This is a genomic window from Curtobacterium oceanosedimentum, assembly GCF_020297365.1.
Taxonomy (GTDB): Bacteria; Actinomycetota; Actinomycetes; order Actinomycetales; family Microbacteriaceae; genus Curtobacterium.
In genome coordinates this window covers 1-14,410 of record NZ_JAIXIG010000027.1, presented here as the reverse complement: position 1 = coordinate 14,410, position 14,410 = coordinate 1, and the positions used below count along the sequence as shown (strand labels likewise).

17 protein-coding genes are annotated in these 14,410 nt (G+C 72.1%); 8 read left to right on the top strand and 9 right to left on the bottom strand.

The features are described from left to right. Positions 1-32 precede the first annotated feature (32 nt). Positions 33-1,004, top strand: a complete 972-nt coding sequence (locus LEL83_RS12410; RefSeq protein ID WP_225559039.1) for a carbohydrate kinase family protein — start codon at positions 33-35, stop codon at positions 1,002-1,004. A 34-nt stretch (positions 1,005-1,038) separates the two neighbouring features. On the opposite strand, the gene LEL83_RS12405 is transcribed toward LEL83_RS12410, so the two are convergent. The 5 genes from LEL83_RS12405 to upp all read right to left on the bottom strand — a co-directional run bounded on the left by LEL83_RS12405 (position 1,039) and on the right by upp (position 6,494). Then, on the bottom strand, positions 1,039-2,475 hold the full coding sequence (locus LEL83_RS12405) for a serine hydrolase domain-containing protein (RefSeq protein ID WP_225559038.1): 1,437 nt from the start codon (positions 2,473-2,475) through the stop codon (positions 1,039-1,041). Then, a complete protein-coding gene (locus LEL83_RS12400; RefSeq protein WP_225559037.1) occupies positions 2,472-3,821 on the bottom strand; it encodes a cryptochrome/photolyase family protein in 1,350 nt (449 codons plus the stop codon). The genes LEL83_RS12405 and LEL83_RS12400 overlap by 4 nt, the downstream gene beginning before the upstream one ends. Beyond that, complete coding sequence (locus LEL83_RS12395; RefSeq protein ID WP_225559036.1) at positions 3,818-4,330, bottom strand: MarR family winged helix-turn-helix transcriptional regulator; 513 nt, start codon at positions 4,328-4,330, stop codon at positions 3,818-3,820. Before LEL83_RS12395 ends, LEL83_RS12400 begins: the two co-directional genes overlap by 4 nt. Positions 4,331-4,586: 256 nt before the next feature. After that, the gene (locus LEL83_RS12390; protein ID WP_198656407.1) at positions 4,587-5,354 is read right to left on the bottom strand and encodes a winged helix-turn-helix domain-containing protein; all 768 of its coding nucleotides are present in this window, start codon (positions 5,352-5,354) and stop codon (positions 4,587-4,589) included. Positions 5,355-5,858: 504 nt separating this feature from the next. Then, positions 5,859-6,494 carry a uracil phosphoribosyltransferase gene (gene upp / locus LEL83_RS12385; RefSeq protein WP_111041054.1) on the bottom strand — a complete coding sequence of 212 codons (636 nt, stop codon included), beginning with the start codon at positions 6,492-6,494 and terminating at the stop codon, positions 5,859-5,861. 76 nt (positions 6,495-6,570) lie between these two features. Between upp and LEL83_RS12380 the strand changes: the two genes are divergently transcribed. Next, complete coding sequence (locus LEL83_RS12380; protein ID WP_198658732.1) at positions 6,571-7,005, top strand: nucleoside deaminase; 435 nt, start codon at positions 6,571-6,573, stop codon at positions 7,003-7,005. Here the strand turns inward: LEL83_RS12380 and LEL83_RS12375 are convergent. Then, entirely contained in the window at positions 6,986-7,942 is a 957-nt protein-coding gene (locus LEL83_RS12375) for a cation diffusion facilitator family transporter (RefSeq protein ID WP_198656406.1), read from the bottom strand. The two genes, LEL83_RS12380 and LEL83_RS12375, sit on opposite strands and share 20 nt — an antisense overlap. Before the next feature lie 63 nt (positions 7,943-8,005). Here LEL83_RS12375 and proC point away from each other — a divergent pair, with 63 nt between their 5' ends. Next, entirely contained in the window at positions 8,006-8,836 is an 831-nt protein-coding gene (gene proC / locus LEL83_RS12370; RefSeq protein WP_198656405.1) for a pyrroline-5-carboxylate reductase, read from the top strand. Positions 8,837-8,921: 85 nt separating this feature from the next. On the opposite strand, the gene LEL83_RS12365 is transcribed toward proC, so the two are convergent. Then, a complete protein-coding gene (locus tag LEL83_RS12365; RefSeq protein ID WP_225559035.1) occupies positions 8,922-9,617 on the bottom strand; it encodes a potassium channel family protein in 696 nt (231 codons plus the stop codon). Then, positions 9,610-11,043, bottom strand: a complete 1,434-nt coding sequence (locus tag LEL83_RS12360; RefSeq protein ID WP_198656404.1) for a TrkH family potassium uptake protein — start codon at positions 11,041-11,043, stop codon at positions 9,610-9,612. The genes LEL83_RS12365 and LEL83_RS12360 overlap by 8 nt, the downstream gene beginning before the upstream one ends. 75 nt (positions 11,044-11,118) lie before the next feature. Here LEL83_RS12360 and LEL83_RS12355 point away from each other — a divergent pair, with 75 nt between their 5' ends. The 5 genes from LEL83_RS12355 (at position 11,119) to LEL83_RS12335 (ending at position 12,823) form a co-directional block, all read left to right on the top strand. Continuing rightward, complete coding sequence (locus tag LEL83_RS12355) at positions 11,119-11,670, top strand: ArsR/SmtB family transcription factor (RefSeq protein WP_198656403.1); 552 nt, start codon at positions 11,119-11,121, stop codon at positions 11,668-11,670. Positions 11,671-11,770: 100 nt separating this feature from the next. Further along, complete coding sequence (locus LEL83_RS12350; protein WP_022902482.1) at positions 11,771-11,965, top strand: helix-turn-helix domain-containing protein; 195 nt, start codon at positions 11,771-11,773, stop codon at positions 11,963-11,965. Positions 11,966-12,074: 109 nt separating this feature from the next. After that, positions 12,075-12,173: a 30S ribosomal protein bS22 gene (locus tag LEL83_RS12345; protein WP_003792170.1), complete on the top strand. Its 99-nt coding sequence runs from the start codon at positions 12,075-12,077 to the stop codon at positions 12,171-12,173. Positions 12,174-12,278: 105 nt separating this feature from the next. Further along, positions 12,279-12,533, top strand: coding sequence for a glutaredoxin family protein (locus LEL83_RS12340; protein ID WP_225559034.1), 255 nt, complete (start codon positions 12,279-12,281; stop codon positions 12,531-12,533). Continuing rightward, positions 12,530-12,823: a Dabb family protein gene (locus LEL83_RS12335; protein WP_225559033.1), complete on the top strand. Its 294-nt coding sequence runs from the start codon at positions 12,530-12,532 to the stop codon at positions 12,821-12,823. The genes LEL83_RS12340 and LEL83_RS12335 overlap by 4 nt, the downstream gene beginning before the upstream one ends. Before the next feature lie 86 nt (positions 12,824-12,909). Here LEL83_RS12335 and aspS read toward each other — a convergent pair whose 3' ends face one another. Then, positions 12,910-14,250, bottom strand: coding sequence for an aspartate--tRNA(Asn) ligase (aspS, locus tag LEL83_RS12330; RefSeq protein ID WP_225559032.1), 1,341 nt, complete (start codon positions 14,248-14,250; stop codon positions 12,910-12,912). Positions 14,251-14,410: the final 160 nt, after the last annotated feature.

Genomic DNA, 14,410 nt, shown 5'->3' with positions numbered 1-14,410 from the left:
AGCAATACTCGGATCCGACTAGACTGTCCGGGATGTCCACGCCGCAGGGGCGCTCCGTGCCCGCGCCAGATCCCAGGGACGCCCGTGCCGGACGGGCGGTCGCGGGGCGTCGTCGTGGCGCCGGCAAACGCTTCCTGGTGGTCGGCGACGTGCTGGACGGGGTGCTCGTGCACACCGCCGCGCACCGGATCGGCGTGCACGACCCGACCGCGGTGATCCGGCACCGTCCGACCGGCGGCGGTGGCGACACGGCCGCGTGGCTCGGCTGGCTCGGCGCCGAGGTGGACGTCGTCGCACGGGTCGGGGTGGACGACGTCTACCGTCACGAGCGTGCCCTCGAGGACGCCGGCGTCCGGGCCCACCTGCGGTACGACGCCATGACCTCGACCGGGGTCGTGGTGTCGGTGCGGAACGACGACGGCCTGACCGCGATGACGGATCCGGCCGCGAGCGGACGGATCAGCGCCGAGGACGTCCCGCCGTCGCTCGTCGCCCGTGCCGACATCGTCCACCTGACCGGGGCGGCGATGCTCGGCGCGGGTGCCGATCGGCTCGCCGAGCTGGTGGCCTGCGCTCGGTCCGGTCCGGCGCGGGTGTCGGTCGACCCGTCCTCCGCCGTGGCGGTCGACGCCGTCGGCGCGGCGCGGTTCCTCGAGGCCCTCGACGGCGTCGACGTGCTGCTCCCGAACCGTCCCGAAGCGCTCGCGCTGACGGGCGAGACCGACCTGGACACCGCGGTCCGCCGCCTGACGCAGGTCGTGCCGCTCGTGGTGGTGACGGCCGGTGCCGACGGTGCGCTCATCGGGCGACGGGGCAGGAGCGTGCACCGCGTGCCGGCCACCCCGGCGGCCGTCGTGGACACCGTCGGCGCGGGTGACGCTTTCGCCGCCGGCTTCGTGCGGGCCTGGGCGACCGATCCGGTGCGGGTCGGGGCCGCCGCGCAGGAGGGCACCCGGGTCGCCGCGCGCGCACTCGGGGTCGTGGGCGGTCGGCCGCCGGTCTGAACCGCTGCCGCGGGTGCCGGGGACGAGCCCGCGCTCAGCGCTCGGTCGGCTCGGGCTCGACGGTCAGGGTCTGCACGAGCCCCGCCGCCGACGGAGCCAGCCGGATCTCGACCCGCAGTCGGCCGCACGAGCCCGGCACCCACCAGCGCAGGTGCGAGGGCGCCGAGGAGGACTCGGCGACCGGGTCGGCACCGAGGTCGGCGCCGACGGCCGCGACGGCCTGCGCCACCGCCCGGCGACGGCGCTCGTAGGGCACGTCCATCGCGACGTTCGGCGTGCAGATCGCGTCGGCCAGGTCGTCACGCCAGTCCCGCAGCAGGCTGGTCACCGCCGCCTGCGCCGCACGCGTCGCGGACACCGTCGTCGCCGGGTCGGCGAGGACCCCCGTCGAGCCGGTCGCGGCGTCGAGCACGAGATCGTGGGCCTGCTGGGCGGCGACGGACACCTTCGCCTGCGTGGCGTTCTCGAAGGCGACGACCCCGATGCCGTCACGGACCGACCACCGCATGTGGGCCGAGAAACCCGGGTAGCCGCCGGAGTGCGACACGAGCTCGCCGAAGCGGTCGTCCTGCTCCACGAACACCCCGAACCCGTACGCCGTCGGTCGCGTCGAACCGGGGACCACGGTGGTCGGCACCACCCGCATCGCCTGCTGCAGCAGACGCCGGTCGGCCGGGGACACCGGGCCGGGCTCCGGCGACGCCGTGAACGCCGACGCCAGGTGCGCCGCCCACCGCGCGAGGTCGCGGACCGTCGAGAACAGGCCGCCGATCGGTGAGAACGCGCCCGGTCCGCTCAGCGGGAGCGGCTCCCAGGCGCCGTCGTACGGGCGGAACCCGGTGACGACGTGTCCGCGGGCCTCGTCGGCGCGGAACACGGTGTCCGTCAGTCCGAGTGGTCGGAGCACGGTCTCGCTGGCGACCTGGGTGTAGGGGCGTCCCGTCACCACGGCGATCACCCGCCCGAGCAGCGCGTACGCCAGGTTCGAGTACGCGAACCGCGTGCCGGGGACGGAGTCGAACAGCAGTCCACCGCGCAGCACGTCGTCGAGCTCGTCGTCGGTGATCGACTCCTGCCGATCGGCCCACGGGTCGTCCGTCGGGAAGCCCGCCGACATCGTCAGCAGCATGCGCACCGTCGGTACGGGGGAGTCCGGCGTCGGCAGGGCCACGGCGCGGAAGGCCGGCACGAAGTCGGTGACGGGGGCGTCGAGGTCGAGTGAGCCGTCGGCGACGAGCGTCATCAGGGTCGCGGCGGTCACGCTCTTCGTGCACGAGGCGATCCGGTAGACCGAGTCGGCGTCCGGGCTGCGGCCGTCACCGCGATCGCCGTGGCCGCCCGACGCCACCAGGCCGCTCCGGTCGAACACACCCCACGCGCTGCTCGGTGCGACGCCGCGTTCGACGCGCTCGCGGAAGACGGCCTCGATCTGCTCGACGACCGCGGTGGGGAAGGCGGATCCGGCGGTCACGACCGGCGCATCGTCTCGTAGGCGTCGAGCGCTCGCTGCCGCGTGGCCTTGAGGTCGAGCATGGGCTCCGGGCGGTCCTCGTCGGCGGGCACCCACCGGCGCACGTACTCACGGTGCGGATCGAAGCGCTCGAGCTGCCGGTCGGGGTTGAACACCCGGAAGTACGGGGCGGCGTCGAAGCCAGACCCGGCGACCCACTGCCAGTTCGCGGCGTTGTTGGCGGAGTCGGCGTCCACCAGGGTGTCCCAGAACCACTGCTCGCCCACCCGCCAGTCGACGAGCATGTTCTTGACGAGGAAGCTCGCGGTCGCCAGGCGGACCCGGTTGTGCATCGCGCCGGAGTGCCACAGCTCGCGCATCCCGGCGTCGACCAGGTCGAACCCGGTGGTGCCGGTGCGCCAGCGGTCGACCTCGGCGTCCGGTGCGTCCCGCCACGGGAACGCGTCGAACTGGCGGCGCACGTTCACCGTGGTGATGTCCTCGCAGTGGAAGTACTCGTTCCAGTTGAACTCGCGCCAGGCGAGCTGGCGCAGGAACGCGGCGGCGTTCCGCCGCTGCTCCGGTTCGAGCTGCCCGTGCAGTCGGTGCCACACCTGGTACGGGCTGACCTCGCCCCAGCGCAGGTGCGGGGACAGGTCGCTCGTGGCCGCCATCGCGGGTTCGTCCCGCTGGTCGTAGTCCTCGAGCGCGTGGGTCACGAAGTGTTCGAGTCGCTCGTGGGCGCCCTGCTCGCCCGGTCGCCAGGCCTCGCGCAGGCCACCGGCCCAGTCGGGGTGCGTCGGCAGCAGCTCCCAGGCGTCGAGGTCGTCACTCGCGACGCCCGCCGGGGCGGGGAGCGCGTCGGGGTCCGGCAGCGGGTGCCGTGGCTCGGGCATCGCCTGCGCCGCGCGCCAGAACGGGGTGAAGACCTTGAACGGTTCGCCCTGCCCGGTGAGCACGGTCCACGGTTCCCAGAGCAGGGTGGCGGCGAAGCTGTGGGCCTCGATCCCGCGGTCGTGCAGCGCGCTCTTGATGCCGGCGTCGACCGTGCGCTCCGCCGGTCCGTAGCGACGGTTCCAGAACACCGCGTCGGCACCGGTGTCGGCGACGAGGGCATCGATCGCCTGTGCGGCCGGGCCACGGCGGAGCACCAGGCGGGACCCGCGCTCGCGCAGTCCGGCGTCGAGCGACGTCAGCGAGTGGTGGAGCCACCACCGGCTGGCCGCACCGGCCGGTCGGACGCCGGGAGACTGGTCGTCGAGGACGTAGACCACCGTGACGTCGCCGCCGTGGTCGATCGCCGCCTGGAGCGCCGGGTTGTCCGCGAGCCGCAGGTCGTCGCGGAGCCAGACCAGTGCGCCGGTCACACCGCGGCCGTGTCCCGCTCGGCGACCGCGCGTGCGGCCGGACGGCGCCCCTGGTCGGCGCCGGCCGCCAGGCGGAGCTTCGTGCAGAGTTCGGTCAGGGTCCGGAGTTCGGGGTCGGACAGGCCGGCACCCACCTGTCGGGCGATGCTCGCGGCGTGCTGCACCGCGACCTGGCGGTAGACGTCGAAGCCGTGCGGGGTCAGCGCGACGATCACCCCGCGGGCGTCCGTCGGGTCCGGCTGCTTCTCGACGATCCCGCGGGCCTGGAGTCGGTCGACCAGGCGGCTGACGCTCGGCTGGGTCAGGAGCAGGTGGCCGGTCAGGTCGCGCATGCGGCACCGACGGCCGGGCTGGGTCGACAGGTTGAAGCAGACGTCGTACTCGTTGAACGAGATCTCGTCGCCGGGGAAGTCGGCGTTGAGACTCCGCATCACGGCGACCTGGGCGCGGAACAGCGCTTCCCAGGCGGCGACGGCGGTCGCCTTGTCACTGCGGCGTGTCTCGGTCACGGTCGCGATCCCTCCGGTCGTACGGTCTGTCCACACTACCGACGGGGGTCCGACAGGGGCTGCCGACATGCACGAGGGCCGGTCACCTGACGGCGACCGGCCCTCTCCCTTGCACCAAGAGTTTCCTGCAATCACATTCCGCAGCCGGTGCCACAGCAAACACCGTCTGCACCGCCGACTGTATAACGAGCGGGTAACGGCGCGCCAGCCTCTCCCGCTGCTGTTCGCTGCGAGTTCGCCGAGACCGCGCTGATCGTCAGAACAGGTCGGGCGACGGGGTGGACGCGTAGCGGACCGCGACGTCGGCGTGCCGGTCGAACCGGTAGCCGACGCCCCGGACCGTGCGCACGATCTCCTCGAAGGCACCGAGCTTCGAACGGAGCCGCCGCACGTGCACGTCGATCGTGCGCTCGTTCGGGGTCTCGTCCTCGCCGTCCGACCACAGCCCCTCGATGATCGCGGACCGGTCGACGGTCTGCCCCTCGCGGAGCACCAGGAACTGCAGGAGCTCGAATTCCTTGAAGGTCAGCGGGGCGGCCTCGCCGTCGAGCGTCACGCGCTTGCGGGAGATGTCGATGACGACCCCGGTCTCCTCGGGCTCGGGCTTGTCCGCCTGCTTGCGGGCGGCGACGGCGGAGCGGTCCTGCAGGGCGAGCCGGACGACGTCGACGTCGCGCCCGCCGGACTGCTCGGCGGCGACCGCGACGGCGGCGTACGTCTCGGCGGACGGCACGAGCTGCGCCGTGAGCGCCTTCAGCTGCTCGACGACGGCTGCCAGGGTCGTGCCGGCTGCCGCGGCCTTGGCCTCGTCGAGCCCGACGTAGAGCGCGAAGCCGCGCGCCTCGGTGCCCTCGGGCAGCCCGCGGTTGCGCTGCGGGGCCACGACGGGGCTCGTCGGCACGGTGGACGGACCGGCCGCCGGCGTGGTCGGACGCGGACGGATCGGGGTGACCGTCCCGAGGTCGGTGGAGACGGGGGCTGCGCTGCGGAGCACGGTGCGGGGCTGGGCGATGGTGAGCGACATGGTGGTCCTCCGGGCGGTGACCGGGCGCGGGGTGGCGCGGGCGGTCGGTGTCGAATGCGTCATCCCGGGTACGGCGGTACGCCGATGCCCTGCGGTCCTGCTGCGGACCGGGGCCGACCCGGGGGAACGGGAGACAGACCTCGTGACGTGGTGCGCGTCGCCGACGGTGTCCGTCACCCGGGGATCACGCGCTCGCGACGGGGATGGTGTCGCGGGGGATCCGGCTGGAACGGGTGCCGATCAGGCACACATTCGACAACGCATGACGGCGACCGGCATCATCATGCCGGCAGTCCCCTGTGCCTCGGTGAGGACGCGGGCGGACACGGTTGCAGTCATGGCACGAGTATGGGTGGGATACCAGCGCGGTGTCAACCGTCCGCACGGACGGTCGGGCACAGCGCGCCGGGTTCCGGACAGTGCCCTGGAACCGACGGGAGGCACGGTGCCAGCTGGCACCGTGCCTCCCGTTCGTCAGGTGGTCGCGGACGCGACCCGGTTCGTCTACTCGGCCAGGCCGTACAGACGGTCGCCGGCGTCGCCGAGACCCGGCACGATGTACCCGTTCTCGTCGAGCTTCTCGTCGAGGGCCCCGAGCACGATCGAGACGTTGCGGTCGCCCACGGCCTCCTCGACCATGGCGAGCCCCTCGGGTGCGCCGAGGATGCACACGCACGTGACCTCCTCGGCCCCACGGGCGAACAGGAAGTCGATCGCGGCGGCGAGGGTGCCACCCGTGGCCAGCATCGGGTCGAGCACGAAGCACTGGCGGCCGGACAGGTCGTCGGGCAGGCGCTCGGCGTACGTCTGCGGCTCGAGGGTCTCCTCGTTGCGGGCCATGCCCAGGAACCCGACCTCGGCCGTGGGGACGAGCTTGACCATGCCCTCGAGCATGCCGAGGCCGGCACGCAGGATCGGCACGACGAGCGGACGCGGCTTCGCGATCGCGACGCCCATGGTGTGCGCGACGGGCGTGTCGATCGGCGTGGCGGTCACGCGGACGTTGCGGGTGGCCTCGTAGGCCAGCAGCGTGACGAGCTCCTCGGTGAGGGCGCGGAACGTGGGGGAGGGTGTGGTCCGGTCGCGGAGCACCGAGAGCTTGTGGGTGATGAGCGGGTGGTCGGCGACGTGGACTCGCATAGGGTCGAGCCTAGCGTGCCGCCGACCGTCAGGAGGTCCCGTGGAGGAGCCCGCAGCCCGCCCGTTCGTCCCCGCGATGGAGCGTGCACTCGACGAGGCCCGGCGGTGCCTGGACACCGACGACGTCCCGGTCGGCGCGGTGGTGCTCGACCGTGACGGCGTCGTGGTCGCCACCGGCCGGAACGAGCGCGAGGCCCGCCAGGACCCGACGGCCCACGCCGAGGTGCTCGCGCTGCGGGCCGCGGCGGCCGTGACGGGGGACTGGCACCTCGAGGAGCACACGCTCGTGGTCACGCTCGAACCGTGCCCGATGTGCGCCGGCGCCGTCATGGCCGCACGGGTGCCCCGGGTCGTGTTCGGCGCGTGGGACCCGAAGGCCGGTGCCAGCGGCAGCGTCTACGACATCGCCAGGGACCGCCGGCTGCCGCACCGGTCCGAGGTCGTCGGCGGCGTGCTCGAGGCCGCGTGCGCCGAACTGCTCGACGACTTCTTCAGTCAGCGGCGAGGATGACGATCGCCTCGGTCGGCGGCTGTGGCCCGGTGCGCAGGACGTCCGGCTCGACGTAGATCACGCGGGCGATCGGCACGGCGCTCCGGACACGCTCCTCGACGGTGTCGATGCCGGCGGCGACGTCACCGAGACGGCGGTCGCCGTCGACCGCGACCTTCACGCCGACCATCAGCTCGTCGGGGCCCAGGTACAGGGTCTTCAGGTGGATGATCTCGTCGACCTCGGGACCGTCGAGCACGGCGCGCTTGATCCGTTCGACGTCGGCCGCGCTCGCTCCCTCGCCGACGAGCAGGCTCTTCGTCTCGATGCCGAGCACCACGGCGACGGCGATGAGCAGCGCCGCGATGAACATCGTGCCGACGGCGTCGAACACGCCGTTGCCGGTCAGGGCCGTCAGCCCGACGCCGAACAGGGCGAAGACGAGGCCGAGCAGGGCCGCGGTGTCCTCGAGCATGACGACGGGGAGCTCGGGGGCCTTCGCCCGGCGGACGAACTGCACCCAGCTCTGCGAGCCCTTCTGCGGTCGGGCCTCACGCAACGCGGTCCGGAGCGAGAAGCCCTCGAGCCCGATCGCGATGACGAGCACGGTGAGGGGCAGCCACCAGTTCTCGAGCGGGTGCGGATGGGTGAGCTTCTCGATGCCCTCGTACAGCGAGAAGACGCCGCCGACCGAGAACAGGATGATCGACACCACGAAGGCGTACACGTAGCGCTCCCGGCCGTAGCCGAACGGGTGCTCCTGGTCCGCCGCGCGTCGGGCCTTCCGGCCACCGAGCAGGAGCAGGAGCTGGTTCGCGGAGTCGGCCAGGGAGTGCACGCCCTCGGCCAGCATCGACGCGGATCCGCTGATGGCCGCCGCGATGAACTTCACGATCGCGATGCCGATGTTGGCACCGAGTGCGGCGAAGATCGCCTTCGTGCCTCCCGAAGCGCTCACAGGTGTCCCTCCTCGTGGTCTGCGACACGATCCTAGGCGGGCGGCGTCGGTAGGGTCGGGAGCATGACGATCGACCTGCCCCGCACCGCCCTGCTCGGGGTCGGCTCCATGTCCGGCGCGGTCCTCGACGGCCTGCTCGCCGCCGGACTCGACCCGGCCACCGTGACCCTGACCACGAAGTCGGAGCAGTCCGCGGCGGCCCTCCGCGACCGCGCGCTCACCGCCACCGCGAGCGACACCGACCCCGACGCCAACCGGGCGGCGGTCCGTGGGGCGGCACTCGTGGTGCTCGGCGTGAAGCCGTACGTGATCGCGGACCTGCTCGACGAGGTCGCCGGTGACCTGGAGCCCGGTGCCGTCCTGGTCAGCGTCGCCGTCGGCACCACCACCGCGAGCATGGAGGCACGGCTGCCGGAGGGCGTCCGTGTCGTCCGCGCACTGCCGAACACCCCGATCGGCGTCGGGCACGGTGTCACCGGCATCAGCGCCGGCGCCTCGGCCGACGCCGAGGCCGTCGCGCTCGCGTCGTCGGTGTTCACCGCCTCGGGTGAGGTCATCGAGGTGCCCGAGTCGCAGCTCGACGCGCTCTCGGCCGTCTCGGGCTCCGGCCCCGCGTACGTCTTCCTGCTCGTCGAGCAGTGGCAGCGCGCCGCCGAGGAACTCGGCTTCACGCCCGACCAGGCGGCGACGATGGTGCAGGGCACCGTGCGCGGCGCGGTCGAGCTGCTGGAGCGGTCCGGCCGTGCGCCCGCCGACCTCCGCCGTGCAGTGACGAGCCCGAAGGGCACGACGGAGCGTGCCGTCGCGGTGCTGCAGGACGCCGACCTGGCGGACACGTTGCTGCGCGCGTCGCGCGCCGCGATCGCGCGCGCCGAGGAGATCGCCGCGTCGTAGACGCACCCCGAGGCGGACGGGAGGCCCGTGGCGACGCTGCCACGGGCCTCCCGTCCGGCCCTGGTCGCGACCCGGGCCGCGCTCGCTACTCGTAGGCGGCGAAGCGCTCCAGGTCGGTCTCCGACCCCGAGACGATGATGACGTCGTCCTCGCCGATGATGCTCTCCGGGGTGGCCGGCACGAACGGGCTGCCGGGCGGCTTGATGCCGAGCACCGTGAGGCCGAAGCGCGTGCGGATCACCGTCGTCGCCAGGTCCTTCCCGCGTACCGCCCGCGGCGGGAACATCTTGACCACGGCGAAGTCGTCGTCGAACTCGATGAAGTCGAGCATCCGACCGGACACCAGGTGGGCCGTCCGCTCGCCGGCCTCGCGCTCCGGGTACACGACGTGGTTCGCCCCGATGCGGGACAGGATCGTGCCGTGCGACCGGCTGATCGCCTTCGCCCAGATCTGCGGGATGCCGAGGTCGACCAGGTTGGCGGTGATGAGCACGCTGGACTCCAGGTCGCTGCCCGTGCCGACCACTGCGATCGCGAAGTCCTGCGCGCCGATCTGCCGGAGCGCGTCGATGTCGGTCGCGTCGGCCTGCACCGCGTGGGTGACGCGGTCGGACCACTTCTGCACGAGACCGGGGTCGGTGTCGACGACCAGGACCTCGCGGTCCTGCCGCTCGAGCTGCCCGGCGGTCGCCGCGCCGAACCGACCGAGGCCGATCACCAGCACCGGGGCGTCGTGACTGATCGCACCGAGCGGGTGCGGCGGACGGGTGCGGTCAGCCAACGATCGGCCTCTCCTCGGGACGACGGAACAGTTGCCGGCTCTGGCTGGCGGCCAGTGCAGCGGCGATGGTCACTGTACCGACCCGGCCGAGGAACATGGTCGCGGCGAGCACGTACTTGCCGGACTCCGGCAGGTCCGCGGAGACGCCGGACGACAGGCCGCACGTCGCGAACGCCGAGATCACCTCGAACAGCACGCGGTCGAGCGAGTCGTCGGTGATCTGCAGGAGCACGACGGTCGCGACGGCGACGATCGTGGCGCCCCACAGCACGACCGCGACGGCGACGCGCAGGACGTCGCTCGGGACGCGACGGCCGAAGGCCTCCATGCTCTGGCGTCCGCGGGCCTCGGCGACCGCCGCGAGGAACAGCACCGCGAGCGTCGTCACCTTGATGCCGCCGGCGGTCGACGCCGAGCCACCACCGATGAACATGAGCATGTCCGTGACGAGCAGGCTCGAACCGTTCAGCTGGTCGAAGTCGACGAGCGAGAACCCGCCGGACCGCGTCATCGTCGACAGGAACAGGGCCTGGAACGCCGTGCGGCCCGCTCCTTCCTCGCCGAACGTCGTCGGGTTCGACGCCTCGAGCGCGATGTAGGCGGCCATCCCGCCGAGCAGCAGCACGGCGCTGGTGGCCAGGGTGAGCTTGACGTGGATCGGCCACCGTCGGGGCGTCCGGAACTGCTTCGTCACGGCGCGGATCACCGGGAAGCCGATCGACCCCGCGACGACGCCCACCATGAGCAGGGAGAGGAACCAGTAGTCGTGCGCGAAGGGGTCGAGCCCGTCGGCGTTCGGCGAGAAGCCGGTGTTCGTGAACGCCATCGCCGCGTAGTAGAACGAGTCGCCGACGGCGGTCCAGAACGGGATGCCGGCCAGCAGGACCGACGGCAGGAGGAGCAGTCCGAGCACGATCTCGATCGTCAGCGTGCTCACCGCGACCGTCGCGAGCAGCGTGCCGACCTCGCCGAGGCGCACCGCCTGCCCCTCCGGCACGGCACCGTGGTGCGTGCGGAGCGGGTTCGAGTCGCCGGCCGCCATCAGCTTCGCCCGGAGCCCGAGGCGGCGCGTGACGAAGAGCCCGAGGATCGACGCGAAGGTCAGGACGCCGACCGCGCCGATCTGCGTGCCGATCACCACGAGGGTCTTGCCGAACACCGACCAGTGCGTGGCCATGTCCACCGTCGCCAGCCCGGTGACGCAGACCACCGACGCGGCGGTGAACAGGGCGTCCGAGAAGTGGGTGCCGGAGCCGTCCGCCGAGGCCCACGGGGTCATGAACAGCACGGTGAACAGGAAGATCAGGGCGATGAACACCAGGATCGCCAGTCGTGACGGCGACGATCGGAGCACGGTGGCGACGCGTCCGACCCGTCGGCGGCTGGCGCTCACGCGGTGCGCGGGCGGCTCGGTTCGGTCGAGCATGCGGATGCCTCCGAGGACAGGGGCCGGGACGGTTCGACATGGTACATCCGTGGTGCCCCGGCTAGCCTTGCCACCATGGCCGACATCTTCTCCGTCGTGGCGGACCCCACCCGGCGTGAGCTGCTCGGGACCCTGCTCGCCGCCTACGGATCGGACGTCACGGGCGGCGAACTCAGCGTCGGCCAGCTGGTCGCGCGCCTCGGGGTGAGCCAACCGACGGTGTCGAAGCACCTGCGGGTCCTGCGCGACATCGGGCTCGTGACGAGTCGCGAGGAGGGCCAGCACCGCTTCTACCGGCTCGACCCGGAACCGCTCGTCCAGCTGGAGGAGTGGGTGCTGCCGTTCACGACCGCGGTCGACGCCGACGGCCGACCGGCCACGACCGCCTGGACGCCGGACGGGCAGCCGGTGTCGGTCCGACGCTCGGGCGCGGCAGGCACGACCACGGTCGAGGTCGGCACGGAGCTCGGCCGGGTGATGGCCGAGGCGTCCTTCCGGGCGACCGCCGCGATCTCCGGCGCGCAGCAGGGGTGGGAGCGCGTGGTCGACCGCAGCCGCAAGCGGTTCACGCGTCGTGGCGACGAGGACGGACCCCGCGACGCGGACCGGGCGCAGGGCACGGACTGATCCTGGACACCGGCTCGCGCGCCCCTCTACAGTTGCCACAGACCACACGGGTCACACCACTCCCGTACGCAGGCGCGTGCGAGCTCGGCGAAGGCGGATCATGACCGGCAGTTTCGACGACGTGCGCTTCCTCACCGTCGCGGAGGTCGCCGAGATGATGCGCGTCTCGAAGATGACCGTCTACCGCATGGTGCACGCCGGTGAGCTCCCCGCGATCCGGTTCGGGCGGTCGTTCCGCGTGCCGGAGTCGGCCGTCGCCGACGTGCTGCGCGGCGGGATCGCCGACGTCGGCTGAGCGCGCGTTCGACATCGCAGCGGGCAGCCGGTAGGATCGGGCAGGTTGATTTTCCGCGGTCTCTTCGGCCCGGTGTCCGTACATCAGCATCAGTCCGAGCGAGGTCCACATGGGTTCTGTCATCAAGAAGCGTCGCAAGCGCATGGCGAAGAAGAAGCACCGCAAGCTCCTTCGCAAGACGCGTCACCAGCGCCGTAACAAGAAGTAGACCGAACACGGTCTACGCAGGTCGGAGGACCTGCACGAGAAGCCCCGGTCCGCCGGGGCTTTTTCCGTTCCCGGGCGTCGGTCGGCACCGGGCTACGCTGGGGGTATGCCAGCAGTGACCTTCCTGACGAAGCCCGGATGCCACCTCTGCGACGACGCCCGCCCCGTCGTGGAACGCGTCGTGGCCGACCACCCCGGCGTCACGCTCGAGGAGCGCTCGATCCTGGACGACGAAGCCCTCCGCCTCGAGTACGCGGAGGACATCCCCGTCGTGCTGGTCGACGGGCGCGTCCACAGCACCTGGCACGTCGACGCCGACCGACTCGCCCGCGCACTCGAGCAGGCGGAGGCCCGCGCATGATCTCCCACGTCGTCTCCTGGTCCCTGCGCGAGGACCTCGACCGTGCCACGTCGATCGCACGCATCCGCGAGCTGCTGACCGGCCTGGTCGGCACGATCGACGCGATCCGCACGCTCGAGGTCGTCGAGAACGTCGCCTACCCCGACAAGAACCACGACGTCGCCGTCGTCGCGACGTTCGACGACCTCGCGGGGCTCGACGCGTACCAGGTGCACCCGGACCACCAGGCCGCGGCAGCGGAGATCCGCGAGCTGGTCACGGCGCGGGCCGCCATCGACTGGCGGAGCTGAGCCGCGCCTCCCGTCCAGTCGCTCCGTGAGCAGAAGACGCCGCCTCCGGAACTCGGAGGCGGCGTCTTCTGCTCGTTCGCCGGTGCTTACGGGGTCAGGCGCGTCGGGCCGCGGAACAGGTACGTGACCTCGCGGATCGACGGCTCACCGAGCATGAGCATCAGCACGCGAGCCAGGCCCATGCCGAAGCCACCGTGCGGCGGGACGCCGTAGCGGAAGAAGTCGAGGTACCAGCCGAGCTCCTCCGGGTCGAGGCCCTTCTCGACGGCCTGCGCCTCGAGCACGTCGACGCGGTGCTCGCGCTGGGCACCCGTGGAGATCTCGGCGCCGTTGAAGATGAGGTCGTAGCTGTTGGTGACCGACGGGTCGCCCGGCTTGCGCATGTGGTAGTACGGCCGGATCGAGGCGTCGTACTCGGTGACGAAGACGAACTCCGAGCCGTGCGTCTCCTTGGCCCAGGCGGCGACGCGGCGCTCACCCTCGGGGTCCAGGTCGCCGTCGGCACGGACGACGTCGTAGCCGCTGTCCGCCACGATCTTGCGGGCGTCGGCCAGGGTCACGCGGGGGAACGGCGTCGCGGGGACCTGCAGCTCGAAGCCGAAGACCTCCTCGATGTCCTTGCCGTACTTCTCCTTGACGGCGGTGATGCCGGCGACCAGGACCTCTTCGTGCATCGCCATGACGTCCTCGTGGGACTCGATCCACGAGAACTCGGCGTCGACGCTGGTGAACTCCGTGGCGTGGCGGCTCGTGAAGGAGGGGTCGGCACGGAAGGCGTCGGCGATCTCGAAGACGGCGCCGAAGCCGGCCGGCTGCGCCATCTGCTTGAAGTTCTGCGGCGACTGCGCCAGGTAGGCGGTCGTCTCGAAGTACTCGAGCTGGAAGAGCTCGGCACGGGACTCCGACGCCGAGGCCATGAGCTTCGGGGTGTGGATCTCGATGTAGTCGCGGTCGACCCAGTACGTGCGGAAGGCGTGCTCCAGCGTCGTCTGGATGCGGAAGATGAGGTTCTGCTTGCGGTTGCGCAGGTCGAGGAAGCGCCAGTCGAGGCGCTTGTCGAGCGAGGAGTCGTCGGCGATCGGGGTCTCCGGGATCGCCGCGCTGACGACCTGGAGCGAGCCGATCTTGACCTCGAGCCCGCCGAGCTTGACGCGCTCGTCGTGCTTGAGCGTGCCGGTGGCGTGGACGAAGGTGCCGTGCGCCAGGCCGGAGATCTCGTTGGTCGTCGCGAGCGCGGCCTGTGCGGCGTCGTCGCCGTCCTCGGCCTCGCGCGTCGCCGGGTTCACGAGCTGGACGGCGCCGGACTCGTCGCGCAGCACGACGAACTGCACCTTCTTCTGGTCTCGGACGGTCTCGACCCATCCGGCCACGGAGACGGGGCCGTCGGGGAGGGCTGCCAGGTCGGCGATGCGGGTGCGTTCGATCACGGTGGTCGAGTCTACCGGCCTGCGTCCGGCGGCGTCGGTCCGTCTCCTCATCCCTCCACAGGGCGGCTCGCCTGTCGTGTCGTCCACCGGCTGGCCGGGAGGCCCGTGGCGGCGTGCTCGGGCTCCGTAGCGTTCTCGACGTGGCCGGGTCGCGGGACGA

Bases quoted from the DNA above. Each gene is read 5' to 3' on its own strand.
- LEL83_RS12410 (WP_225559039.1), top strand. From the start codon at position 33: ATGTCCACGCCGCAGGGGCGCTCCGTGCCCGCGCCAGATCCCAGGGAC.
- LEL83_RS12390 (WP_198656407.1), bottom strand. From the start codon at position 5,354: ATGTCGCTCACCATCGCCCAGCCCCGCACCGTGCTCCGCAGCGCAGCC.
- upp (WP_111041054.1), bottom strand. From the start codon at position 6,494: ATGCGAGTCCACGTCGCCGACCACCCGCTCATCACCCACAAGCTCTCG.
- LEL83_RS12380 (WP_198658732.1), top strand. From the start codon at position 6,571: ATGGAGCGTGCACTCGACGAGGCCCGGCGGTGCCTGGACACCGACGAC.
- proC (WP_198656405.1), top strand. From the start codon at position 8,006: ATGACGATCGACCTGCCCCGCACCGCCCTGCTCGGGGTCGGCTCCATG.
- LEL83_RS12360 (WP_198656404.1), bottom strand. From the start codon at position 11,043: ATGCTCGACCGAACCGAGCCGCCCGCGCACCGCGTGAGCGCCAGCCGC.
- LEL83_RS12355 (WP_198656403.1), top strand. From the start codon at position 11,119: ATGGCCGACATCTTCTCCGTCGTGGCGGACCCCACCCGGCGTGAGCTG.
- LEL83_RS12350 (WP_022902482.1), top strand. From the start codon at position 11,771: ATGACCGGCAGTTTCGACGACGTGCGCTTCCTCACCGTCGCGGAGGTC.
- LEL83_RS12345 (WP_003792170.1), top strand. From the start codon at position 12,075: ATGGGTTCTGTCATCAAGAAGCGTCGCAAGCGCATGGCGAAGAAGAAG.
- LEL83_RS12340 (WP_225559034.1), top strand. From the start codon at position 12,279: ATGCCAGCAGTGACCTTCCTGACGAAGCCCGGATGCCACCTCTGCGAC.
- LEL83_RS12335 (WP_225559033.1), top strand. From the start codon at position 12,530: ATGATCTCCCACGTCGTCTCCTGGTCCCTGCGCGAGGACCTCGACCGT.